The sequence below is a fragment of the Pseudomonas sp. P39-UII1 genome (genome assembly GCF_039672635.1).
Classification (GTDB): Bacteria; Pseudomonadota; Gammaproteobacteria; order Pseudomonadales; family Pseudomonadaceae; genus Aquipseudomonas.
This window is the reverse complement of record NZ_JBDFPP010000005.1, coordinates 240,805-264,848: the sequence shown is the minus strand read 5'-3', so window position 1 is coordinate 264,848 and position 24,044 is coordinate 240,805. Positions and strand designations below refer to the sequence as shown.

Below are 24,044 nucleotides of genomic sequence, written 5' to 3'. Positions count from 1 at the left end.
ACCGGGGCGCTGAACAGGCGGTCAGTGGCTGGCGAACACTTCGCTTTCGCCATGGGCTTCGAGCAGGCCCTGCAGTTGCCGGCGGATCACCAGGCCGGGCTTGTCCGAAGGCATGTGCAGCTCGACGCGCCGGCGGGTATCGACGCAGGCGTCCGGGTCGGTGGCCTCGAGGATGTCGCGGTCTTCGGCGGTGATCGCAGCGTCCCAGTCGATCAGCGCCTGGGTTGAGCACTGTGCTTCGCTGTCGTTGCGGTACAGCCACTGCACCAGCATCAGCCGGCCGTCATCGATCGGCGTGGCGCAGTTGTAGATGATGTGGTGGATGCCGCTGTCCGGGTACATGCAGCCAAAACGCCGGGAGAACGGCAGGTAATAGCGGTTGACCAGATGGCGCTCGGTGATCGGCGCACGGGTGCCGGTGATGGCGAAGCTTTCTTCGGGGTTGCGCACTGGCACGCGGGTTTCGGCCTCGAAGCCGTAATCGGTTTCGCGAAATTCGTAGCGGGCCGGTTGCGGCTGGTCGAACAGGCCGAAGTTGGCCTTGTGCACAAAAGAAAAATGCGAGTTGTCGAAGGCGTTTTCCATGACCCGCAGGGGGCTGGTTTTCCACTCTTCATAGAACTGGAAGATACGCCGGTAGCCGGGTGCGCCGTCTTCGGGGAACTCGGGAATCGGCTGCAGCGGATCGTCCAGGGCCACCCAGGCATAGCCGTATTTTTCCTGGCAGTGATAGGCCTTGACCGCCGCGCGGGGCGGGATGGCGCCCGAGGGGTTCTGCGGGATCTTCACGCAAGTGCCGCTGCAGTCGTATTCCCAGCCATGGTAGCCGCAGGCGATATTGCCGTCTTCGCTGACAAAGCCTTTGGACAGTTTGGCGGTGCGGTGGCAGCAACGGTCGCGCATCGCTACCGGGGTGCCATTCGGGTGCTTCCACAGCACCAGGGCTTCACCGAGCAAGGTGAACGGTTTTGGCCCGTCGTCCAGGGCGGTCATGGGCAGCAGGGCGTACCAGAAGCGGCGCAATACAGGTTGTTTGGTGACCAACATGATCCAGTTTCCTCACGGCGTTGAATGTTGTTATGGGGTTCAGCGGCTGGCGGCCTGGACGTTGCCGGGCAGCACCTTGAGGCCTTGCACGAAGCGGGTGGTGTAGGCCTTCTGCCAAGGGGCGGCGGCACCCAGCAGGCCGGCCTCGACCATGAAGTCGCGCGTGGCTTGCCAGCGGGCGTCGTTCATCGTGCCGATGCCCTGGGTGGCTGCCTCGCCACCGGTCACCAGCTGGTATTGCTTGAGGGTCGAGACGCCCCAGGCCAGCAGCTCATCGCTCATGTTGGGGTTGTCGCGCTTGATCAGCGCGTTGCCTGCGGCGGGGTTTTCCAGGTAGCGCTTCCAGCCTTCGAGTGAGGCGCGGACAAACCCTGCAACGCGCTCCGGGTGCTGCTCGATGACGTCCTGGCGGGTAACCAGCGTAGAGCCGTAGGGCGGGTAGCCGGCATCGGCGAACAGGAAGAAATTGGGTTTCTGGCCTGCCTTGAGGGCCTGGAACAGTTCGGAGCTGGCATAGGCCTGCTGGGTGGTGTCAGCGCCAGCCAGGAACGGCTGCAGGTTGAAGGTGTAGGGCCGCGCCTGGTTGTCCTCGAGCTGGTACTTGCCCTTGAGCCAAGGCCACCAGGTTTGCTGGCCGGAGGTGGACACCAGCACTTGCTTGTTTTTCAGGCCGTCCAGGGCGGCGACGTCGGCGTGGGTCATCAAGCCCTGTGGGTCACCCTGGAATGGTGCGGCTACCGCCACCACCGGCAGCCCTTGCTCCACGCTCTTGAGGACCTGCAGGTCGTAGTTGACGATGAAGTCGGCCTGCTTGCTCACCAGCAGTTGCATGCCATTGACCTGCGGGCCGCCCATGCGGATGGTGACATCCAGGCCTTCCTGGGCGTACAACCCGTCGGCCACGGCCTGGTAGAAACCGCCTTGTTCGGCCTGGGCGTACCAGGAGGTGAGCAACACGACCTTGTCGTTGGCCATCGCCACCGGGGCACTGCCGACCATTGCGGGGAGCACCGCCGCTGCCAACAGCGAGCGAAGCGGGTGAGTCAAAGCAAAGCGGTTTTTCATGATTGTTCTCCACCTCGATTCGAAATCCGCCGGGGTGCTCAGGAGCACGCCGGCAACAGGACCGAGCGGGGAGAACGGGGCACACGATTCAGCGCATTGCACGCAGGATCACGGCCGACACTTCTCTCTTGCCCAGGGCCATCAGGCCGCGGGCAAACATCCGCTCGGATGTACGCCCCATCGGAGGCGCAAGAGCAATGCCCCATGCCATGCCTGGCACTGACCGCTTCTACTCGAGGGTGGACAAAGCCAGAAGCGTGCCAATTTCTCAATGCCGCCTACGCGGCGCCTGCGTTCGTATGGCGAGGTCAGGTCGTGAACCGAGAAGGTGCAAGGCAGCGATGGCCAGCGCCATTAAAGTGCGCAATATGGCTGCTCATCGGTATTCACTGAGTTGGCATATTGGCCACAATCCCCAGCCAAGACTGTATTCGATCACTTGGCACGCGCCCTGCTAAGGCTAAGCCGAGTAGAAGCGGTCAGTGCCTGAAATGGCATGGGACATTGCTCTGGCGGCCTCGCGCCGCACACCCGGCAAGGGTGGCGCCACAGTTTGCACTGTGGCCAGAGGAGAGGTCCGTCCGCTGCGTCCCTTGCCGGTGAACCTCACCGACCTCGACCCAAGGGATGCACATGAAACTCGACCCTCTTGCCTGGCTATGCCACAGCTTCCTGCCACTCTGCGCCTTGGCCAGCGCCAGCGCGCAGGCCGGCCCGTTGATGTGGAGCGACAACAGCCTCAGCTACCTGTATGGCCATAACTACAAAGTCGATGGCACCGGCAACGACATTCAGCAGACCATCACCTTCGAGCATGCCAGCGGCTGGACCTGGGGCGACGTGTTCCTGTTCGTCGACAACAAATGGTCGAACGGGTTGTCCGGCAATGAGGGGCATACCTACTACGGTGAATTCTCCCCGCGCTTGTCGCTGGGCAAGGTCAGCGGGCAGAACCTGCGCTATGGCATCGTCAAGGATGTATTGGTCGCTGCCACCTACGAGCGCGGTGAGGGGCGCAATCGCAAGTACCTGCTGGGCCCTGCCGTGGACCTGCTGATCCCGGGCTTCGACCGCTTTTCGCTCAACACCTACTACCGCAAGCCCGACGGCATCACCGGCAAGGCATCGGGCCAATGGCAGATAAACCCGACCTGGGCGATGACCCTGCCGCTGGGAAGGTCGGACATTCTGTTCGACGGTTACCTGGAGTGGTATGTGAATGATGTCGGGCGCAAGGGCACGTCCAACTACGTGGCGAAGAGTTTTCACTTCAACCCGCAAATCAAATACGACGTGGGCAAGGCGCTGGGCCACACCCCGAAGCGGCTTTACGCGGGGGTCGAGTGGGATTACTGGTCGGACAAGTATGGGATCGAGGACAGCCACGGGTTCCCGACCGATCAGAATGCGCTGAGCCTGTTGCTCAAGGCGCATTTTTGAGTAGTGTTCGATTATCGGGCACTAGGCGCATTCGAGCACTAAACCTTCTGCGAGCCATGCCGAACGTAATGGGCAGTACATTCCAATGCCACTCGGATGCGTCGCCATGCCCCTGCGCCACCTCAACATCGCCACCCGCTCTTACCTGAGTTTCAGCCTGATCGCCGCCCTCGTGGTGGTGCTCGGGCTGTTTTCCATCGACAAGATCTCCAGCATGCGCGAAGCCGTGGTGTACACCGAGCAGGTGACCAACGTCGGCACCCGCTACCTGGGTGAAGTTCGCAGCCATACGCTGGGCTTGCGGGTCATCACCCTGCGCATGGCCATTGCCCGCGAGCCTGCGCAGCTGGCCCCGACCCTGGCGCGCCTGGAGGTACTCAAGGGCTTGCTGGACAACGGCGTCAAAGGCTATGGCGCAGTGATGCCGGCGGCAGGCAAGCCGGTGTTTGCCGAGATGCAGCAGCTGATCGGGCAGTACCACGTGCTGCTCGACCAGTACAAAAGGTTGTCCGAGCAGAACCAGGTGCCGCAGATGCAGGCCATGCTCAGCGGCGCCATGCAGGACATCTCCAACCGCATTGGCGAACTCTACGACAACCTGGTCAAGCTCAGCAGCGACGCCGCCGAACAGTACACGGCCAAGGCCCGCGACGATTACCAGCGCGCCCTGTACCTGACCTTCGGCGTCATTGGCCTGGTGCTGGTGCTGACCATTGCCCTTGCCTGGCTGTTGACCCGCAGCATCGTCAGCCCGCTGCGCGAAGCCATCGGCGTGGCCCAGAACATTGCAGGCGGCGATCTTTCCCACCCCGTGCACGCCACCGGCCGTGACGAGGCCACCCAGTTGATGCATGCGTTGGCTGCCATGCAGGCCAGCTTGAAAGATGCCCTGCGCCTGATCGGCGACTCCTCGCACCAGCTGGCGGCGGCCAGCGAACAGATGTCGGCGATTACCCAGCAAACCTCCCGCGACCTCAATCGGCAAAGCGACGAAATCCAGCAGGCTGCCACTGCAGTAACCGAGATGAGCGTCGCGGTGGAGGAGGTGGCGCGCAACACCGTCAGCACCTCCGAAGTCTCCCGTCAGTCGGAAGACGCGGCACGTCGCGGTCGTGAGCGGGTGGGCGAGGCGATCAGCTCGATCAGCAAGATGAGTGACGATGTGCATGAGGCGTCGCGGCAGATCGAAGCGCTGTCGGTACAGTCCCAGCAGGTCGGCAAGGTGCTCGACGTGATTGGCGCGATTGCCGGGCAGACCAACTTGCTGGCGCTCAATGCCGCGATCGAGGCGGCGAGGGCGGGTGAGGCCGGGCGCGGTTTTGCCGTGGTGGCGGATGAAGTGCGGGCGCTGGCAGCCCGTACCCAGAGCTCGACGCTGGAGATCGAGGAAATGGTCAATGCCATCCGCAGCGGCACGGCGCGGGTAGTGCAGTCGATGCAGAGCAACAGCCAGCAGGTGGGCCATACCTTGCAGGTGGCCGAGCTGGCCGGGCAGGCACTGGATGAGATCAGCAACGGCGCCAGCGCGATCCATGAGCGCAACCTGGTGGTGGCCAGTGCCACTGAAGAACAGGCCCAGGTGGCCCGGGAAGTGGACCGCAACCTGCTGAACATCAGGGACCTGGCGGTGCAAACCTCGGAGGGTGCGGACCAGATCAGCGCGGCGAGCCAGGAACTGGCCAGCTTGTCGATTGGCTTGAACGGGATGATGAAGCGGTTTCAGCTCTGAGCCGCACGCTGCTCAGGCGTGTTGCACCACCTGCGCAATCGGCTGTCATATGCGACCATACAGGCAGTGCAACGAAGAGATGAATCATGGATCGCGAGAGCCTGGGTACTTCCAGCCATACCAGCACGTCTGCGGCGCAGGATCAGGAAAAGGCTTTTCCCACCAATGCCGCCGAGCGATTGCAACTGGCCCTCGACGCCGGCGCCATCATCGGCACCTGGGTGTGGGACATTCCCGACAACCGCGTGACGGCGGACGAACGTTTCTCTCGTTCCTTCGGGCTGCCCGCGGACCGGTGCATGGCAGGGATAGCGATCGAGGAGGCTTTTGCATCCATTCACCCAGACGACCGCGAGGGCGTCTGGGCGGACATCCAGGGCGCCATGGACCGGGGCGGGGCGTTCCGCTGCGAATACCGGGTGCGCCAGGAGGACGGCTGTTATCGCTGGATCGAGGCCAACGGCCGTGCGGAGCTGAACAGCGAAGGCGTGGCGGTGCGCTTCCCGGGCGTGCTGATGGACATCGAATCGCGCCGCTCGGCCGAGGCCGAACGCGACCGGATGTCAGCGTTGCTGCGTACCTTCACCGCTGCGGTACCCGGTGTGGTCTACGCCAAGGACCTTGAGGGGCGCATGCTGGTGGCCAACGACGGCGCCACTCGGCTGATCGGCAAGCCGCCGCAGTTCTATCTGGGCAAGACCGATGTGGAGTTTCTGGAAGACAAGGCCCAGGCCCGCCAGGTGATGGAGACCGATCAGCGCATCATGCGCGGTGGTGTCGCGGAGCAAGTGGAAGAACGGGTGGACATGCCGGATGGCTCGGCAACCTACTGGCTCTCGATCAAGGCCCCACTGCTGAGCGATACGGGGGGGGTGATCGGGCTGATCGGCTCCTCCATCGACGTGACGGCGCGCAAAAGCGCCGAAGCGAAACTGCTGGAGCTGAACCGCACCCTGGAGGCACGGGTCGAGCAGGCGGTTGCTGAACGCGAAGCGGCCCAGGCGGCGCTGCGTCAGTCACAGAAGATGGAAGCGGTCGGCCAGCTGACCGGGGGCATCGCCCATGATTTCAATAATCTGCTGGCGGGGATCACCGGCAGCCTGGACCTGATCCAGATCCGCCTGAAACAAGGCCGTGTCGCCGACGTGGAACGTTATCTGTCGGTGGCGCATGGCGCAGCGCAGCGGGCGGCCTCACTGACCCACAGGCTGCTGGCGTTCTCGCGCCGGCAGACGTTATTGCCGGTGCAAACGGACGTGAACCGTTTGATCAGCGATATGGAAGAGCTGATCCGCCGTACCGTTGGCCCATCGATCAACCTGCGGGTGGCATTGCAGGCGCAATCGAGCATCTGCCTGGTGGACCCTGCACAAGTTGAAAATGCATTGCTGAACCTGTGCATCAACGCGCGTGACGCAGGGGGCGTCGACATCGCCATCAGTACCTGCAACCAAGTGCTCGAGCAGGGGCCGGACCTGGACCCCGAACTTACGCCGGGCACCTTCCTGACCATCTGCGTAGCCGACAATGGCATTGGCATGAATGCCGATACGCTGTCCAAGGCATTCGAGCCCTTTTTCACCACAAAGCCCGTCGGCGCGGGCACCGGGCTGGGCTTGTCGATGGTGTACGGGTTCGCCAAGCAGTCGGGTGGGCAGGTGAAGATCGCCTCGCAAGAGGGGGCTGGTACACGGGTCTACCTGCAGCTACCTGGCCACGCCGCGCAGGTCGAGCGCGAGGAACGTTTGAAACCACCTGTGCAGGCGCCGTCAGCCTCGCCAGGGGAAACGGTGCTGGTCGTCGATGACGAGCCGTCCGTGCGCATGTTCGTGAGCGAAACGCTTGGCAGCTGCGGGTACGTGGTCATCGAGGCCGCTGATAGCCTCGCCGGCCTGCAACTGCTGCGGTCGGACACCCGTATCGATCTGCTGGTGACGGACATCGGCTTGCCGGGCGGCATCGACGGCCGGCAGATGGCCGAGACCGCGCGTTTGTCCCGGCCAGGTTTGCCGGTCCTGTTCATGACCGGCTACGTGCAGCCGCATATTCTTGAAGGGGCTGCGCTGGAAGCCAACACTGCTGTACTGACCAAACCCTTTGCGCTCGAAACGCTGACGCTGAACGTCAGTAACCTGTTGCGGCAACCACGCTTGGGACACCCATCATGCGCAGATTGATGCCTTTACTCGCAACCTTGGCGGTTGCGGGTTGCCAGGCCCCCATGCCAACCGCCAATCCACAGATGGCCTGGGTCGATTTCTCGGTGCCATTTCCCAATGACCGCGTGCTGATGGCTGAGCGTCTGGATAAACAACGCCTGAGCGACGGGCGCTTCTTTCAGGTAAGCCCGGGTAGCCATGAGCTGATCGTCAGGTTCGACTACGAGGTGGGCGGTGGCGGAGGGATGAGCATGATGGGCGGTACCACCGTTCGCCAGTGCTACCTGACGATCCCGTACGGGCATTTCAAAGCGGGCGAACGTTATGTGCTGGAAGCGCGCTCCATGGCGCTGACCCCAGAGGCACGCCTGTACGATGCCAAGGGCCAGATAGTTGCAGAGGTCAGCGAGTTCTATTGCCTGATCTGAGGGGCGGTGAGCGCTGGTTACTGGCGCGAGCGTTGGTACCGCGTCACCGCGATCTGCACGGCGGCGGCCACCACGCACAGCACGCCGATTTTCCAACTGCCCTGCACCTCGTAATGCTCGGCTATTTTGCCAGCGATGATCACGCTGACGAAGATGGCAACAGGCAGGATCAATTTATTCATCAAGGCTTCCAGCGGTAACAGTGGTAGGTAGCGTAGCCAGCAGAAACAGCGCTCAACTGCCAGCACCCTCGTCTGGTCGGGCAAGTCGCTCATGAATGAACTCGACGGCTACGCGGATTTTTGGGATCGAGTATCGAGCCTGCAGGTAAAGCATGAAAATGCCGACCTGATCGCTCCGGGTAACGGATAAGTGCTGCTCGAGCGCCACCGCCACCAACTCACCCCGCGCAAGGTAACCTTTCAAGCTCCATTCTGGTAGCAGAACCATGCCCCGATGCCGGCAAGCTAGCGCCAGGAGGCTGGCGCCGTCGTTGCTGATGAACGCCGGTATGACAGCGGGGTTGATCCAGTGGCTGCCATCGAAGCCAACCCATTTGAGCACGTTGCTCGGGCCGCGATACAGCAGCGCCGAATGGCCGGCCAAATCCGCCAGGGATTTCGGTACGCCACGGGTCGCTAGATACCGGGGCGATGCTGCCAGGACGAAACGGTTCGGGTCGAGCCGACGCGCGACTACGCGGTTTTCAGGCTGCGTGCCGCCACGGATGGTGATATCGAACTGGTCGCCGCCCAGGTCGACCAATTCGTCGCTCAAGTGCACGTCGAGGAGGATGTCCGGGTACTGCTCACTGAAAGCCTGCAGTACCGGCATCAGTATGACCCTGCCGTAACCCGCCATACAGCTGATGCGCAGCGTGCCGCCTGGTTTGTTGCCGCGCTCGCGCACATGCTCTTCTGCGGCGGTGAGCTGGGCCATGCCTACACGCACCTGCCCCAGGTAGAGTTCACCCGCTTCAGTGAGCCGGACCGTGCGGGTGGTCCTGTGCAGCAGCTGCGCGCCGAGGGCGGCTTCAAGCTCGGATACCCTGCGGGAGATCGATGAGGCTGGCACGTCGAAAGCTTTCGCAGCTTCGGTAAAACTGAGGGTTTCGGCCACTTTGAGGAAGTAATTCAGGGCACGCAGTTTGTCCATCACATCACACTCGGGGCACTATTGCCTTAAAGACAAAACATATTACCTATTATGACGATTTCGGGCTGGAGGTTTTTTTCCTAGTCTTGCGGCACCCTGAATGCGAGGAAACCGACCCATGCCAGCCAAACTCCAGGCCCGATACACTGAACGTGGCCCCGTACCTGAAGCCGTTATCGAAGCCGTACCGTTTGAAGTGCCTGACCTGCAACCGGGGCAAGTACTGCTTGAAGTGATGGCAGCGCCTATCAACCCAAGTGATGTGCTGACGCTCACTGGCCAGTACGGCTCCCTGCCGCCACTGCCTGCCGTGGGCGGGAATGAAGGTGTCGGCCGGGTGATCGAACGCGGGCCCGGGGCCGACCCTATCGCGGTCGGCCAGGTGGTGCTGTTGCCCATAGGCTCCGGCACCTGGGCGACCCACCTGGTCGCGGATGCCGCGCGTTTGATTGCGTTACCGGATGTGGCCGATTACGCCCAGCTGTCCATGCTCGCCGTCAACCCACCGACTGCAGCGCTGTTGTTGAGTGATTTTGTGCAATTGCAGCCAGGGGACTGGATCATCCAGAACGCCGCAAACTCGGCTGTAGGCAGTTACGTGGTCCAGTTGGCGGCCTTGCGCGGGGTTCGAACTGTAAACGTGGTACGGCGGGAGTCAGCAGTGGCAGGCGTCGCTGCGCTGGGTGGCGATGTTGTGCTGGTGGATGGCGACGATCTGGCCGCCCGGGTGAAAGCGGCGACCGAAGGCGCAGCTATCAAGCTGGCGATTGATGCCGTGGGCGGCGCATCTACCCGGTACCTGGCAGCCACGCTGGCTGAAAGCGGTACGGTCGTAACCTACGGCGCGCTGAGCGGGGCGCCGTCCGAGCTGTCGGCCCGCGACCTGGTATTCAATGATGTGACTGCCAAAGGCTTTTGGCTGGCTCGATGGTTCCGCACCACCAGCCCGGCGCAACAGGCCAAGCTTTTTGCCGAACTGGCTGGTTTGGTAGCCGCAGGAAAGCTCAGTGCGCCCATCGAAGCGACCTATGATCTGAGCCAAGTCAAGGCGGCGGTCGCTGCCGCAGCCAAGGGCGAGCGGGGCGGCAAGATTCTGCTCGTGCCGAACGCGTCCTGAGGCAGCACCTGGCCTTGCGACAGCGGCAGGGCCAGGCCCCCGTGGCTGGCGTCAAAGTGCCTTGAGCAGCCGCTGCAACTCGCCGTGCTCCCAGGTACTCATCAGCTCGATCGGGTCGGTGCCGAATTTCTGGTCTGAGCCCAGGACATAGGCCCTGCCGTCTGGTGCGTAACAGCTGGCGCAGTAACCCAGGGCGTCGCCGTCGTTGCAGAAGGTGAGCACCCAACCTTCTACCTCCACCGTCATCAAGCCGGGCTGGACCTGCGCCCAGCTTTGCTCGCCAAGGCGGCGCATGGTGCGAATACCCAGCGCGATATCACGTAGCAGCTGGTAGGTTTCACGGGGGGTCAAGGCATTGGAGGACAAAATCGATTTCCGGGCGATTGCATGGCGCGAGGCAGGGTACATGACTGCGCTGCCAACAGCCATGCACAGTACGCGCTTCAGTTGAGCGTCGAGCAATCATCAGTCACTACCCGGTTACGCCCGTTCTGTTTGGCCAGGTACAAACGCTGGTCGGCGCGCTTGAGGATTGCCGGTGCGTCAGGCGTAGCTGGGTCTCGGCAGGCCACCCCGATGGAAATGGTCACCGTGCCGATCTGAGCTATCGAGGTAGCGCTGAGCGTCGTGCGGATGCGCTCGGCCACCTCGCAGGCCGTGCTCAGCGCAGTGTTCGGCAGCAGCAGGCAGAACTCTTCGCCACCGGCCCTGCACGCCAGGTCCCCGGCCCGGGTGCAGTCACGTATCACTTGGGCGACCTTTTGCAAGGCCAGGTCACCGGCGTCATGGCCGAAGGTGTCGTTTACCCGCTTGAAGTGGTCGATGTCCAACGCCAGCGCCGAATAGGTCTGTTGAGTTGAGTCGAGCGTTTGGAGTGCCGCGTTCATCGCGCGCCGGTTGGCAAGGCCAGTCAACGGGTCGGTGTCGGCTGCTGCGTTCAAGGTGCCGATCTTCTGTTGCAGCTGTTGCGACTGCAGTACCAACGCCTGGCGGATCGCCGCTGCCTCGGCGTACCAGGCATTGATCGCGGACAGTTCGGCCGTGGCGTTGGGTGTCGAAAGGTCGATGGCATGGCCGGCCAGTGCCCGCAAGGGGCGGGGTGATCAGCATCACGCCGAGCAGGATCAGCAGCAGCCCAATCACGCCGGCCGGGATAATCCTGACCAGCATGTCGCGCATCAGCTTGCCCAGCGGCGCCAGCGCCTGTTCCCGGGGTTGCTGGACGACTACGGCCCAGTTGGAGCCCTGCACGTGGGCAAAGCCTGCGAGCATGGGCACGCCCTGATAATTGACCGTCTCCAGTGTGCCGCTGTCACCGAGCAAGGCCTTGTCCACCGTCTGGCTCCAGCCGAGCACTTCACCGATGCGCTGCTGGTCGGGGTGGTAAAGCAACCGGCGGTTGCCGTCGGCGACGAAGGCGAAGGCGCCTTCCAGGTGATGTTCGCCGATCAGCGAATGCATCACCCCGCGCTGTTGCAGGAACACCGAGCCACCGACCAGCCCGAGATACTGGCCTGTGGGGCTGAAGATCGGCTGAGAGACGAAAACGATCAGCTTGCCACTGGTTGAGGTAAAAGCCTGGCTGACCAAGGGGCGACGCAGTTCGAGCGCTTGGTGCAGTTCGGCGGAGCTGACGCTCGAACCGATCGGCACCGCAGGCGGGTAAGCCTGCACTACCTTGCCCGCAGGGTCGGTGATCAGCACTGTGTTCAACTCCGAGTCCTGCGCCTGCAGGCGACGCGCTTCTTCCTCGAGCAACGCTTGATTGGCGAAGCCATCACCAAGGCGCTGGCTGCTGTACTTCAGGCGTTCATTCACCGAGTACAGAAACTGATCGATGCTCGAGGCGACCTTGAAGGCGTAGGCACGGTTGGCCTCCAGCGCCGAGTGCACCAACGCTTCGCGCTGCACACCGTAGGCGGTGATCAAGCTGTTGCACAGGGTGGCCAGCACGGCGAGCAGGACAAAGCCAAGAACCAGGCCACGCAGGCCGATACGCGATGACAGCACTTTGCCCATGAGTACGCCTCATCCCTCGATAGCTGGAAAGTTTGGCACAAGCGTAGACGGGGATTGCCGGGCAGGCGGTTGGGAGGTGTGTACGCCAGCGTGACCGCTAACGGTTGCGAGGGGTGCTCAGCGCTGGAGACCAGACGCCATGGCCGCAACGCTCACATGCAGCCGTGCCTTGGGCCTCTTGGTAGGTCGGAAAACCGCAGCTGACGCAGCAGTAGAGGCCGGCAGAGGGCGGGGAGGTGTATTCCGGGCGATGTTCGAAGGGCAGCACTGACAGCCCTGGCTTGGTGTCCTCGGGCTCATAGAAATACAAGCTGAGCTCGCCATCGGTTTCCAACAGGCCCAAACGTACTTGCCCCAGATGCTCTACGCCGCGTTGGCGCAGCTCCATGAACAGCTCATTGGCGGAAATATTCAGATTGCGCAGGGAATGGACCTCGTACATTCCACCTTTCACGACGGTGATGGGCAACCCATCAATCCAGGCTTCGCAGGTCTTGCTGCGCTTCATGAGGTGGACCGTCCCCCGATACAGCAGCAGCAGGGTCAGGAACACCAACGCGACGGGCAGCAGCGGAACATCCTCGTAGAACGTCACATCGCCGGCAGCGGAGCCGAGTGTGAGAATAACGACCAGCTCGAAGCGGGAGAGCTGTTTGATCCCGCGTCGGCCGCTGAACTTGAGGAAGAAGAAGACGGCAGCAAAGGCTGCGAAGACTCTGAGGGCTACCTCCAGAAGAAAGGTCAAGGGCAGGTCGCCCAGCAGCATGCGTTGAAGATCGAACGAGACCATGCGTTGTTCCTGTTCTGCTGGCCAGTGGGTCAAAGCGACATAGGGCTCGTGGCCTAGCAGCCCGCAGCCCACTTCCAAGCTGCGTCGCTGCTGCGGCTAAACTGATGCCTTATTTCCCCAAGACTTCGTCCAACGCCTGCTCGAGGGTGCTGACCGTGCGCTCGATATTGTGCAGTTTTTCGAGCCCGAACAAGCCGATGCGAAAGGTCTGGAAATCGGCAGGCTCGTCGCATTGCAAGGGTACCCCGGCAGCGATCTGCAGGCCGTGGTCGGCAAATTTCTTGCCGGTCTTGATGCCTGCATCATCGGTGTAGCTCACCACTACGCCAGGCGCCTGAAAACCGGCAGCCGCAACGCTTCTGATGCCTTTGCCGGCCAGCATGGCGCGCACCCGGTCGCCCAGCGCCTGTTGCTCGCTGCGGACCTTGTCGAAACCGTAGGCTTGCATCTCCTTCATCACATCATTGAAGCGCGCGAGCGAGTCGCTGGGCATGGTTGCATGGTAGGCATGGCCGCCCTGTTCGTAGGCTTGCATGATCTGGAGCCACTTTTTCAGGTCGCAGGCAAAGCTGCTGCTGTGTGTCTGCTCGATACGCTCGAGGGCCAGCGCGCTGAACATCACCAGGGCGCAGCAAGGGGAGGCGCTCCAGCCTTTCTGCGGTGCGCTGATCAGCAGGTCCACGGCGCATTTGTGCATATCGACCCAGACTGTGCCGGAGGCGATGCAGTCCAGCACGAACAAGCCACCTACCGCATGCACGGCGTCGCCGACGGCCCGCAAGTAGTCGTCGGGCAGGATAATCCCTGACGAGGTTTCAACGTGGGGGGCGAACACGATCTGCGGCTTGTGCGCCTTGATGGCTGCCACAACTTGGTCAAGAGGGGGTGGGGCATACGCTGCCTGGCGACCCGAGTCGATCGGCCGGGCTTTAAGCACCGTGGTGGCCGCCGGAATGTTGCCCATCTCAAGGATCTGGCTCCAGCGGTAACTGAACCAGCCGTTGCGTATCACCAGGCATTGCTGGCCCGTGGCAAACTGCCGGGCCACTGCCTCCATGCCGAATGTGCCGCTGCCTGGCACCACCGCAACAGCCTGGGCGTTGTAGACCTGTTTCAGGGTGCTGGAAATGTTCTTCATCACGCCTTGAAATGCCTGGGACATGTGATTGAGCGAGCGATCGGTGTAGACCACCGAGTACTCGATCAGCCCCTCAGGATCGATGCTGGGGTAAATCGTTGACATGGATAACTCCTTTACATGGATGTCAGTGGTATCGACCCTGCGCCAGGGTTGTACAAACACTTGTGTATCGCCGTCAGTGTAGGAGCTGGCTTGCCTGCGATCGGCTGCGAAGCAGTCGTAAAATCGGTATCTGCGTAGTGCCAGACAGGATGCGGATTCAGGATTTACGACTGCTTCGCAGCCGATCGCAGGCAAGCCAGCTCCTACAGACAACGCAATATCATCATAGCGGGCCAATCGGCGCCCCGGACGGCTGTAGAACATGCCGCTGTGGCCGGTCACCGTCACGAAAGTGTGCGTTTATCGGACGCGGCATTGGCGGTCAGTTTTGGATCCCAAGTTTTTTCCTGAGTGCCGTAAACATTGAGCCTCAAGCCACAGAAGCCCCGGGGCTAGCTGATTTATCCACGAAAAACCACTCACCTTAAGTCGCAGATAAATGCACTAAACCGCTCTAGAAAGGGCGTTTCAACGCCGTTAAAAATTAACTACACATTTAGTAACATGTGCTAGGGTGGCGCCGCCTTGCAGGGGGGCACTGTGCCATCCCTCTTGGGCAGCTCTCCATTCATTGGTACTTCCCATGCTTAGTAGACGAGAATTCTTTGTCTCCAGCGGCGCTGGCATGATGCTGCTGACGCTGGGCGCACCCACACTTCTGCCCAAGGCCCTGGCGGCCGGTGGCGCACTCGAAGTCCCTGTTGCCCCGGCCCCATTCATCGCTCTCGCAGACCAGCTCTGCGGCCAGATCGGTGTCGATCGCGAGCTGATCAACCTGGTTCACCACAAACTGCAGTCGACCCTCCCAGGCCTGGACACGCTGGTCGAGCAGTTGCTGGCAACGCTACCGGAACTGTCGGCGCCCAATACCCCGGCCGAGCGCCTGCAACGACTGGCCAGCAAAGACCCGGCCCTGAAGAACCTGTTCCTGCGCATGAATACCGCGCTGTACCTGGGCACCGTCGAGGATGCCGAAGGGGCACGCGAGTGCGTGGCGTTCGAGAGCGTGGCGGCGTACCAGGCCGTGTCCGATTTCGTCGAGCCCCCGAGTTACTGCACCGGAAGCCCTAACTTCTGGGTCAATCCTCCTGCCTACGCCCTGCAAAAAGATGCCGAACGCCATGCCTGATTCGAATTCCACCCCCATGTCGGCCGACGTGGTCATCATTGGCGCCGGTGCCGCTGGCGGCGCCGCTGCCGTAAAGCTGCTGCGCAAGGGCCTGTCGGTGCTGATGCTCGAGGCCGGCGCACCGCTGGACCAGGGCATGCTGGTGTCCAACTACCGCAATGGCGCGTACAAGAACAACCACATGGCGCCGTACCCGATGATGCCATGGGCGCCACACCCGAACTTCGTCCCCCACGACAACGGCTACCTGATCCAGAAGGGCCCGGCACCCTATACCGCGCAGTACATCCGCGGCGTCGGTGGCACCACCTGGCACTGGGCCGGCCAAGCGTGGCGGCTGATCCCCAACGACTTCCGCATGCAGTCCCTGTATGGCCAATCGGTGGACTGGCCAATCAGCTACGACGAGCTCGAACCCTACTACTGCGAAGCAGAGGTCGAGATGGGCGTGTCTGGCGGCGGTGCGCTGGCCGGTGACTACGGCTCGCCGCGCTCGATGCCATACCCCATGGACGTGCTGCCGCTGCCCTACGCCTTCGAGCGCCTGCGCCAGCGCTACCAATCGGTAGGCCTGGAGCTGCTGCCTGGCCCGCAGGCGCGCAACAGCGCTGCCTACGACGATCGCCCCGCATGCTGCGGCAACAACAACTGCATGCCCATTTGCCCGATTGGTGCTCAGTACAACGGCAGCATGTCGGTGCGCCGCGCCCAGGGCCTGGGGCTGAACCTGATCAGCAACGCGGTGGTGTTCAAACTCGAGACCGGGGAGGGCAACCGAATCGTTGCCGCCCACTTCATCGACCAGAACAAGGAGGTTCATCGGGTCACCGGCAAGCACTTCCTGCTCACCGCCAACGCCATGGAAAGCGTGAAGATCCTGTTGATGTCCAAGGACGAGCGCAACCCCAACGGCGTGGCCAACGCCACCGACCAGGTTGGCCGCCGCCTGATGGATCACCCGGCCAGTGCCGTGGAGTACCTGGCCGACGAACCCCTGTACGTGGGGCGTGGGCCGATGTGCCCGGGCAGCATCAACAACACCCGTGACGGCGCGTTTCGCAGCGAGCGTTCGGCCTTGCGCATCGACGTGCACAACGACAACCCGACCCGTTACCTGACCGAGAAGTACGTGGCCCAGGGTTACTACGGCAACGAACTGAACGACAAGATCAAGCGCGACGCAGAACGCTTCGTGCTGCTCAAATCGATGTTCGAGATGCTGCCGGACCCGGAAAACCGCATCGTTCTCAGCGACCAGAAGGACGCCTGGGGCATCCCCAAGATGGAGGTCCACTACCGCTTCCCCGAGTACGTGCACCGTGGCTACGACGTTTGCCGCGAGCATTTTGCCGACTGCGTGAAGGCCTCTGGCGGCACCGAGGTGAAGTTCTCCGAGCGCGGCCAGTACACCAACAGCCAGCACATCACCGGCACCTTGAGCATGGGTAGCGACCCGCACACCTCGGTGTGCAACAAGCTGGCCCAGGCCCACGACCACGAGAACCTGTACTTCGGCGGGACCGGCGTGATGCCCACCGCCGCACTGGTCAACTCGACGCTGACCGGGGTGGCGCTGTCGCTGCTGGCCGCCGACAGCATCATCAAGGCTTCGGTGTGAGGACCTACGCATGCTGATGAAAACAGGAGCGATCAAAGCGCGCGCACGCCGGCGGGCGCTGGCCTGGGCCGGCCTTGCCGTGGCGGTCGCCGCAGGTATCGGCGCCGGCAGCGTGATCTGGCAGCAAGCGCAGATCGACATGCCGGTGGCCAAGCCGGGGCACGGCGGTGCGGCACTGGTCGAGCGCGGCCGCGCCGTGGCCCTGGCTTCGGACTGCGTGGCCTGCCACACCTCCGATGCGAGCAAGCCGTACGCCGGCGGCATGACCTTCGACACACCGTTCGGCAGGCTCTACTCGACCAACATCACCCAGGACCCGGTCAACGGCATCGGCACGTTCACCGACGCCGAGATCGTCGGCTCGGTGCGCAACGGTATTTCCCAGCATGGCCGGCGCCTTTACCCGGCCATGCCGTACACCTCGTACACGGGCATGTCCGATGACGATGCTCTGGCGCTGGTGGCCTACCTGCGCACGATCAAGCCGATCGACAGCAAACCGCCGGAAAACACCATGAGCTTCCCGTTCAACCAGCGCTGGGCCATGGCGTTCTGGAACCTCATGAACTTCAAGTCCGGGCGCCAGTTGCCGGTAGCCGGCAAGAGCGAAGAATGGAACCGCGGCGCCTACCTGGTGCAGAGCCTGGAACACTGCGGCGAATGCCACACCCCGCGTAACTTCATCCAGGGGCTTGGCAGTGCACACCTGGCGGGCGGCGACCTGGGGATCTGGAAGGCCTATGACATCACCAGCGGGCCTGGCGGTGTCGGCACCTGGAGCGTTAACGAGCTGTTCACTTACCTCAAGACCGGTGCCGTGCACGGCAAGGCCAACGCCGCCGGCCCCATGGCCGAGGCGGTGGAGAACAGCCTGAATCACCTGCCCGATGCCGACTTGCGCGCCATGGTCGCCTACCTGCGTGACCTGCCCGCCAACGGCCACCCGGGTAGCCCGCCCGCCCGCACCGGCCAGGGCCAGGCCTACACCGGCACCACTGCGCTGCGCGCCAGCCATCCGCAGTACGACCCGAACAGCGATGCGCTAGGTGCTGAAGTGATGTTCAACGCCAACTGCGCCACCTGCCATGCAGTCACGGGCAAGGGAGTGGGCGAGTACCCGCGGCTGTTCGGCAACAGTGTGCTCGGCGCAACCGATTCGACCAACGTGGTGTCGGTGCTGCTGCGCGGGGTGCGCCGCAAGGTCGATGGCCAGGAGGTGTTCATGCCGAGCTTCGCCAACCTCAGCGATGCCCAGGTGGCCACCTTGAGCACATTCTTGTTCAAGCAGTTCGGCAATTCCAAGGTGCAGGTCACCGCTGCAGAAGTGGCCAAGCTGCGCTGAAAGCCCTTTACCCACGCACCCGGCTTGCCGGGCGCTTTCGCAACATCCTCAGGAGAACCTCATGTCTGCACGATTCCTGCTGTCCGCCGTGCTTGCCCTGGGCGTCGCCGGTGGCGTCCAGGCTGCCGAAAAGGTGGCCTTGCCTTCGATCAAACAACTGGACCTGGCCGCTGCCGAGCGCATCGCCCAGGCCGCCGACCTGTACGCCAGGCAACAGGGCTGGGCCGGTACGATCGCCGTGGTCGACAATGCCGGTTACCCCATCGTGGTCCGCCGCATGGATGGCGCTACCGCCATCAGCGCAGACCTTGCCATGCGCAAGGCCAAGGCCTCGGCGCTGTTCGGCGCGCCCAGCGTCAATTTCGAAAACCGTGTGAACGACGGCCACCCGGCGCTGCTGGCGCTGGACGTCACCACCCTGGCGGGCGGTCAGCCGATTCTGGTCGACGGCAAGGTGATCGGTGCAGTGGGCGTGAGCACCGCGGTGGGTGCACACGATGACCCGATTTCGGTGGCAGGTGCGCACGCGTTGGACGGCGCTCGCTAACTGTTGAGTTGCTGCACTTGCCGTAATCGATGGCGGTAGTACGCGCTCCAGTTCCCCGAGCCTTGGAAACCAGTGGAGCTGGAGCCTACTGCTTTGAAGTAGCCTTTCAGTGGAATGTCTATGGGAGAGCGGCGAAGGCTGTGATAATGGCGACTATCACGAGGGCCATGTCATGCTGACCATCTCCAATAACGTACATCTGCCGGATGCCGAAATCGAACTGACATACATCCGCGCGCAAGGCGCGGGTGGGCAGAATGTCAACAAGGTGTCCAGCGCCGTGCACCTACGCTTCGACATCCCGGCCTCATCGCTGCCCGAGTTTTACAAAGAGCGTCTGCTGGCGCTGCGTGACAGCCGCATCACCGCCGACGGCGTGTTGATCATCAAGGGCCAGCAGTACCGCACCCAGGAGCAGAACCGGGCTGACGCACTGGCGCGCCTTGCCGAGTTGATCATCGCTGCTGGCAAGACCGAAAAGAAACGCCGCCCCACCAAGCCGACCCTCGGCTCGAAGACCCGCCGCCTCGAAGGCAAAGCCCGGCGCAGCACGGTCAAGGCGGGGCGGGGCAAGGTGGACTTCTAGGCTTGGCAGTTGTAGGCGCTGGCTTGCCTGCGATCAGCTGCGGAGCATTCGTAGACCCTGTATGCGTATTCTGTCTGGCACTTCGCAGATACCGATTTTACGACTGCTTCGCAGCCGATCGCCGGCAAGCCAGCTCCTACAGGGACCGCGATCCATGCCCGGATCCAGGGCCCCCGTGGTGGCCCGTTCAACGCGCCAGGGTTCATGTAGGAGCTGGCTTGCCGGCGATCGGCTGCGAAGCAGCCGTAAATCCTCTATGCGCATCATGGGAGCAGCGATATGTATCCGAGAACACCAGATGGCCGCTATTTTGTAGTCAAAGGCCAGTTGTGGCGGTGCAGCGATCCAGCGCTATCGGAGGAAGAGCATGAGCGCCTTGTGCACGCGCTGATGGAGGCGCGGCGAGCTGTAAGAACCGCGAAATCTTCGGGTAATCCCGAGCAGCTCAGAGCCGCCAGAGCCAAGGTGGACGCTGCAAAGGTCGCTTTAGGGGAAAGGGGCCCGGTGTGGTGGACGGATGGCAGCCCTGACTACAACCGTCGCAAAGCCATCAAGACTCCGTACGCTGATTGGTATCGTGCCCAGACGAATTGCGGATGACCCCCCGAAAAAGCGCTCTGCTTTACAGCTGATGGCTTCACGGGTTGTGGCTGTGTCTATCATGTTGAACGAGTCGTCATAAACAAGAGTCTTCAGGGAACAAGTCTCAGGTCGCTGCAACGAGACGGATATGAACCTAATGACGAGCTGAGTGAGTGCATGCGGGACAAGAAAGCGCGCAAGGTCAAAATCAAGGCTAGGGCAACGATAATCTGCCTTCGAAGCGGCAGTATTCTTTTGGTGCGGAAAAAAAGCGGGAAGTGGAATTTTCCTGGCGGCGCTATCGAGCCAGGTGAGTCGCCTGTGGCAGCCGCTGCACGGGAACTGCAGGAGGAGACGTCCATCGAAGGCCACGGTTTGCTCCCTCTGTGCACCGTGCAGGTTGGGTTGACCGTTCACCACGTATTCACCACCCATTTCGATGACCGAGAAAGGGCTGTGGCTCGCAATGAGATCGTGGCCTGTAAATGGGTACTCAGAGACAAGCTGAACCCAGCGATGCTCAGTGCAACCGCTGCCGGACTTTTATCAAGTCAGCTGCCGGCCTTGACCGCGTAGATCCAAGCTGAAGTACACGGAAGTTGCCTCATGGCCGCCTGGAAGTCCAGCCAGCGCCAGGTTGGATGAGCGGAGATTGGCTTATGAGGCGTATTCAAGCATTCTAAACAGCCGCACTCACGTACCTCGACGATCACTCATGCGCAAGCCTGTTTTTCCCCAGCCTTTTACAGCGATTGGCTGCTCCCAATGTCGCGACCTCGCAAGCTTGGGGTTCGATATTACAATGGCGTTCCAGCCTATAATCCATGTCCCCTCAGGCAAACCCTTTGCCTATGAGGCCCTGGTTCGTGGCCTGAACGGTGAAAGCGCAGCGGACATCCTGGCCAAGGTATCGGCCGACAACCTGTACCGCTTTGATCAGGCCTGCCGAGTGAAGGCCATCGAGCAAGCGGCTGGGCTGGGCTTGGGGCGGGTGGCAGACTGTAAGTTGAGCATCAACTTTCTGCCCAACGCCGTCTATCGTGCCAGCACCTGCATCCGCGCTACCTTGGAGGCCACGCGGATATTCGACTTCCCCGCCAATCGGCTGATGTTCGAAGTGACCGAGGGCGAGCGGATCGAAGACACCGAGCATTTGAAAGCGATCTTCAACGAGTACGACCGACAGGGCTTCACCACTGCGATAGACGACTTCGGCTCGGGTTACTCAGGGCTGAATCTACTCGCGGAGTTTCAGCCGGACGTACTCAAGCTGGATATGGCACTCACCAGGGGAATTAGCCAGGATTCGGTTCGCCAAGCCATCGTCGCCGGTATCGTCCTGGTGGCCGAGCGGCTGGGCATCACGCTTATCGCCGAGGGAATCGAAACTGACGCAGAGTGCCAGGCGTTGGCGGCGCTGGGGATCGACTTGATGCAAGGGTATTTGTTCGCGCGACCGCACGTTAATGGGTTGCCCTTGATCGAGCGGCTTGCAGCATCTTGAGCGGATAGCGCACCCGCTCATTGTCGCGATGGTGGACGGTTGGCAGCATTGCGAAAACGGAGCGACGATGGTGCCCGTCCGTGGGAACCATCACTTCGAAGGGTACTGATTTAGAACGCGTATACCAATGTGGCGGTGGCACTACGTGGCGTGCCATACCAGCCACGTGAGCCGATGGCGGTGTAGTAGGTCTTGTCAAAGACGTTATTGAGGTTGAGCGATACGCTAGTTTGCGGGGTGAAGGCGTATTGCGCCATCAGATCGACCACGCTGTAAGGAGCTTGAGTAAAGGTCTCGTCATTGGGCCCGGCGCCTTTGTAGTATTCGGTACCCTGCCAGCGCACACCGCCACCGACTTTCAACTGCGCCAGGGCCTGCAGACGGTAGGTGGTGAACAGTTTCAGCGTGTCTCGCGGCACCTCAGTGTTCAAGCGGTCGCCATCGGAGTCTTTGCTAACGGCGTAGGTGTAGCTGGCAGACACCTGCCAGTCGGGCAGGATTTCGCCGGCCACTTCCATCTCGAAGCCGCGCGTCTTGGTACCCGATTCGGCGCGGTAGGCCTGATTGCCGTCCGGTGCCAGGTTGCTGCCATCGGCCACTGCCAGGTTGTCTTGGTGAACCTCGAATACGCTGAGAGCAGTCGTCAGACGCCTGTCGAAGAACTCGCTCTTCAAGCCCAGTTCGTAGTTCACGCCCTCCAAAGGATCGAGGTAGGTGCCTGCGACATCCTTGTTGCTCTGCGGCTTGAAGATGGTGGTGTAGCTGGCGTAGGCCGACCAGTTTTCGTTGAGGTCGTACACCAGCCCAAGGTACGGCGTGACAACGCCCGTTTCACTTCGCGAGGTGCGGCTGGTGTCGCCGGTGGCGAGGGTGGTTGAGGTTTCATCACGTTGCCAGTCGATTACCCGCGCCCCGGTGATCAGCGATAGGTCATCGGCCAGGCTCCAGCGCACCGAGGCGACTAGGCCATCCTGGGTTTCATCCAGGGCATCTTCCGATGACTTGGTGTAGATGGCGTCCGGGATCGCCAGCGAGCCGTCCCAGGTGTTGATGTTGTCGATGGTCTGGAAAGACCACAGCGGGTAGCCGGCGTTACGGTAATAGGCTCTGTAGTGACTGGCCCCAAGATACGCCTGGTGCTCGCGGGCAAACAGTTCAAACGGGCCTGCGGCTGACAGGTCGAACGAGGTCTGCCGGGGCTCGCCCGCCCAGCGGCCAGTCCAGGTACTGATGCCGCTGCCATCTGGGTTCACGGTACCGCTGGCGGCCGTTGCGAAGGCGTCGTCATAGCTTCGCCGGTTGTGCTCGGCATTGAGTTTCAACTGCCAGCCGTTGTCCAGCTGCTGCTCCAGGGTGGTGAACACCGTCTTGGTGCGACGCTTGTGATAACTCCAGTCTGAAGCGGAGTTGAACGAGCGGGAAGGGCTGAAGTGGCTACCGTCTGAGTTGTACATCGGAAAGCCGTGGTTACCAGCGCCTTCGTTATCCATCTCCTGGTATTCCGCACCGACCGTCAGCATCGTGCCGTCAGTGATGTCCCATTCCACTACTCCGTAGAACGCTTGCTTTTCCAAGGACTGGCGGTCGACATAGCTCTGGCTGTTGGTGTTCGACGCGACGAAGCGGCCTCGCACGTTGCCGCTGTCGGACAATTTGCCAGACACGTCCAGTTCCTGACGGTAGTCGTCCCAAGAGCCCGCCTTGAGGGTCAGCTTCCGTTGCGTTTCCAGCGTCGGTTTCTTGCGAATCAGATTGACCGTCGCACCTGGATCGCCAGTACCTGACATCAGCCCCGTAGCGCCACGTACCACTTCCACGCGGTCGTAGGACACCATGTCGGCGAGGTCGTCCCGGAACCCGTACGTGTTGGGCCTGTTGATGCCATCCACCTGAATGCTGCCTACCTCGAAGCCGCGCACATAGATATGGTTGGCATCACTACCGGCCGGGCCCATGCTGTCGACGACAACGCCAGGGGTTTGTTCAAGAACCTGGGCAACACTGTTCAGGTTCTGATCTTCGATCTGCTGGCGTGTGATCACACTGACCGATTGTGGCGTCTCACGGGCCGAGAGCCGTAGCCCTGTCGCGGTATTGGCCGAGCCCGTGGTGTAACTGCCGGTGCCTTCGGTAGTGGCACCCAGCCCGACGCTGGAAACCGTCGTGGCGGAAAGCTCCATCGAGCCATCGTGGCTTGGGCGAACCAGCATGTAGCGTTTGTCACCCGCCTGTTGTACCTGGAGGCCGCTACCTTGCAGAAGTTGAGCGAAACCTTGTTCCAGGTCGTAACTGCCTCGCAACCCCTCGCTGCGCAAACCGGCAGTTTCTTCATCGCTGAAGCTGACAGCCACTGCGCTGGCATTCGCGAACTGGTTCACGGCAGTGGCCAAAGACCCAGCCGGGATGCTGTAACTGATAGCCTGCGCATGGGCACTGTTAGCAGCTAGTAAAGAGCTCGAGAGGCTGATCGCCAGTGCGGCTCGGCGGATGCTGGTAGCGGTAGACGGCAAACAAGCGGACATCCATTGACTCCTGTTCGTTGAA

At 62.0% G+C, this 24,044-nt stretch carries 23 protein-coding genes; 13 read left to right on the top strand and 10 right to left on the bottom strand.

Features of this window, described 5'->3' with window-relative positions; all coding sequences use genetic code 11:
- Positions 1 to 21 precede the first annotated feature (21 nt).
- Positions 22 to 1,047, bottom strand: coding sequence for an aromatic ring-hydroxylating dioxygenase subunit alpha (locus ABEH27_RS09845; RefSeq protein ID WP_346613394.1), 1,026 nt, complete (start codon positions 1,045 to 1,047; stop codon positions 22 to 24).
- A 39-nt stretch (positions 1,048 to 1,086) separates the two neighbouring features.
- Positions 1,087 to 2,112, bottom strand: a complete 1,026-nt coding sequence (locus ABEH27_RS09840; protein ID WP_346613393.1) for an ABC transporter substrate-binding protein — start codon at positions 2,110 to 2,112, stop codon at positions 1,087 to 1,089.
- 633 nt (positions 2,113 to 2,745) lie between these two features.
- On the opposite strand from ABEH27_RS09840, the gene ABEH27_RS09835 reads away from it, so the two are divergent.
- From ABEH27_RS09835 to ABEH27_RS09820, 4 genes are all read left to right on the top strand, one after another.
- Complete coding sequence (locus ABEH27_RS09835) at positions 2,746 to 3,552, top strand: hypothetical protein (protein WP_346613392.1); 807 nt, start codon at positions 2,746 to 2,748, stop codon at positions 3,550 to 3,552.
- A 106-nt stretch (positions 3,553 to 3,658) separates the two neighbouring features.
- Positions 3,659 to 5,281, top strand: a complete 1,623-nt coding sequence (locus ABEH27_RS09830; RefSeq protein ID WP_346613391.1) for a methyl-accepting chemotaxis protein — start codon at positions 3,659 to 3,661, stop codon at positions 5,279 to 5,281.
- Positions 5,282 to 5,367: 86 nt separating this feature from the next.
- Entirely contained in the window at positions 5,368 to 7,458 is a 2,091-nt protein-coding gene (locus ABEH27_RS09825; protein WP_346613390.1) for a PAS domain-containing protein, read from the top strand.
- On the top strand, positions 7,446 to 7,868 hold the full coding sequence (locus ABEH27_RS09820; protein ID WP_346613389.1) for a hypothetical protein: 423 nt from the start codon (positions 7,446 to 7,448) through the stop codon (positions 7,866 to 7,868). Before ABEH27_RS09825 ends, ABEH27_RS09820 begins: the two co-directional genes overlap by 13 nt.
- Positions 7,869 to 7,885: 17 nt before the next feature.
- Here ABEH27_RS09820 and ABEH27_RS09815 read toward each other — a convergent pair whose 3' ends face one another.
- Positions 7,886 to 8,050: a hypothetical protein gene (locus ABEH27_RS09815; RefSeq protein ID WP_346613388.1), complete on the bottom strand. Its 165-nt coding sequence runs from the start codon at positions 8,048 to 8,050 to the stop codon at positions 7,886 to 7,888.
- Positions 8,051 to 8,102: 52 nt separating this feature from the next.
- Positions 8,103 to 9,023: a LysR substrate-binding domain-containing protein gene (locus tag ABEH27_RS09810; RefSeq protein WP_346613387.1), complete on the bottom strand. Its 921-nt coding sequence runs from the start codon at positions 9,021 to 9,023 to the stop codon at positions 8,103 to 8,105.
- Between the two features lie 118 nt (positions 9,024 to 9,141).
- Here ABEH27_RS09810 and ABEH27_RS09805 point away from each other — a divergent pair, with 118 nt between their 5' ends.
- Complete coding sequence (locus ABEH27_RS09805; RefSeq protein ID WP_346613386.1) at positions 9,142 to 10,140, top strand: zinc-dependent alcohol dehydrogenase family protein; 999 nt, start codon at positions 9,142 to 9,144, stop codon at positions 10,138 to 10,140.
- A gap of 51 nt (positions 10,141 to 10,191) precedes the next feature.
- Here the strand turns inward: ABEH27_RS09805 and ABEH27_RS09800 are convergent, their stop codons facing one another.
- The 5 genes from ABEH27_RS09800 to ABEH27_RS09780 form a co-directional block, all read right to left on the bottom strand.
- On the bottom strand, positions 10,192 to 10,506 hold the full coding sequence (locus tag ABEH27_RS09800) for a hypothetical protein (RefSeq protein WP_346613385.1): 315 nt from the start codon (positions 10,504 to 10,506) through the stop codon (positions 10,192 to 10,194).
- 77 nt (positions 10,507 to 10,583) lie between these two features.
- Complete coding sequence (locus ABEH27_RS09795) at positions 10,584 to 11,027, bottom strand: GGDEF domain-containing protein (protein WP_346613384.1); 444 nt, start codon at positions 11,025 to 11,027, stop codon at positions 10,584 to 10,586.
- Positions 10,924 to 12,159, bottom strand: a complete 1,236-nt coding sequence (locus tag ABEH27_RS09790) for a cache domain-containing protein (protein ID WP_346613383.1) — start codon at positions 12,157 to 12,159, stop codon at positions 10,924 to 10,926. The genes ABEH27_RS09795 and ABEH27_RS09790 overlap by 104 nt, the downstream gene beginning before the upstream one ends.
- A 97-nt stretch (positions 12,160 to 12,256) precedes the next feature.
- Entirely contained in the window at positions 12,257 to 12,949 is a 693-nt protein-coding gene (locus ABEH27_RS09785; protein WP_346613382.1) for a YetF domain-containing protein, read from the bottom strand.
- A 109-nt stretch (positions 12,950 to 13,058) separates the two neighbouring features.
- Positions 13,059 to 14,192 carry an alanine--glyoxylate aminotransferase family protein gene (locus tag ABEH27_RS09780; protein WP_346613381.1) on the bottom strand — a complete coding sequence of 378 codons (1,134 nt, stop codon included), beginning with the start codon at positions 14,190 to 14,192 and terminating at the stop codon, positions 13,059 to 13,061.
- 583 nt (positions 14,193 to 14,775) lie between these two features.
- On the opposite strand from ABEH27_RS09780, the gene ABEH27_RS09775 reads away from it, so the two are divergent.
- The 8 genes from ABEH27_RS09775 to ABEH27_RS09740 all read left to right on the top strand — a co-directional run bounded on the left by ABEH27_RS09775 (position 14,776) and on the right by ABEH27_RS09740 (position 21,500).
- The gene (locus ABEH27_RS09775) at positions 14,776 to 15,321 is read left to right on the top strand and encodes a sugar dehydrogenase complex small subunit (protein ID WP_346613380.1); all 546 of its coding nucleotides are present in this window, start codon (positions 14,776 to 14,778) and stop codon (positions 15,319 to 15,321) included.
- On the top strand, positions 15,314 to 16,939 hold the full coding sequence (locus ABEH27_RS09770; RefSeq protein ID WP_346613379.1) for a GMC family oxidoreductase: 1,626 nt from the start codon (positions 15,314 to 15,316) through the stop codon (positions 16,937 to 16,939). Before ABEH27_RS09775 ends, ABEH27_RS09770 begins: the two co-directional genes overlap by 8 nt.
- Positions 16,940 to 16,949: 10 nt before the next feature.
- Positions 16,950 to 18,281, top strand: a complete 1,332-nt coding sequence (locus tag ABEH27_RS09765; RefSeq protein ID WP_346613378.1) for a cytochrome c — start codon at positions 16,950 to 16,952, stop codon at positions 18,279 to 18,281.
- Positions 18,282 to 18,342: 61 nt separating this feature from the next.
- On the top strand, positions 18,343 to 18,828 hold the full coding sequence (locus ABEH27_RS09760; protein ID WP_346613377.1) for a heme-binding protein: 486 nt from the start codon (positions 18,343 to 18,345) through the stop codon (positions 18,826 to 18,828).
- Positions 18,829 to 19,000: 172 nt separating this feature from the next.
- Positions 19,001 to 19,414, top strand: a complete 414-nt coding sequence (arfB, locus tag ABEH27_RS09755; RefSeq protein WP_346613376.1) for an alternative ribosome rescue aminoacyl-tRNA hydrolase ArfB — start codon at positions 19,001 to 19,003, stop codon at positions 19,412 to 19,414.
- 279 nt (positions 19,415 to 19,693) lie between these two features.
- A complete protein-coding gene (locus ABEH27_RS09750; RefSeq protein ID WP_346613375.1) occupies positions 19,694 to 20,014 on the top strand; it encodes a hypothetical protein in 321 nt (106 codons plus the stop codon).
- 159 nt (positions 20,015 to 20,173) lie between these two features.
- Positions 20,174 to 20,572, top strand: coding sequence for an NUDIX hydrolase (locus tag ABEH27_RS09745; RefSeq protein WP_346613374.1), 399 nt, complete (start codon positions 20,174 to 20,176; stop codon positions 20,570 to 20,572).
- A 139-nt stretch (positions 20,573 to 20,711) separates the two neighbouring features.
- The gene (locus tag ABEH27_RS09740; RefSeq protein WP_346613373.1) at positions 20,712 to 21,500 is read left to right on the top strand and encodes an EAL domain-containing protein; all 789 of its coding nucleotides are present in this window, start codon (positions 20,712 to 20,714) and stop codon (positions 21,498 to 21,500) included.
- A 110-nt stretch (positions 21,501 to 21,610) separates the two neighbouring features.
- Here the strand turns inward: ABEH27_RS09740 and ABEH27_RS09735 are convergent, their stop codons facing one another.
- Complete coding sequence (locus tag ABEH27_RS09735) at positions 21,611 to 24,022, bottom strand: TonB-dependent siderophore receptor (RefSeq protein ID WP_346613372.1); 2,412 nt, start codon at positions 24,020 to 24,022, stop codon at positions 21,611 to 21,613.
- Positions 24,023 to 24,044: the final 22 nt, after the last annotated feature.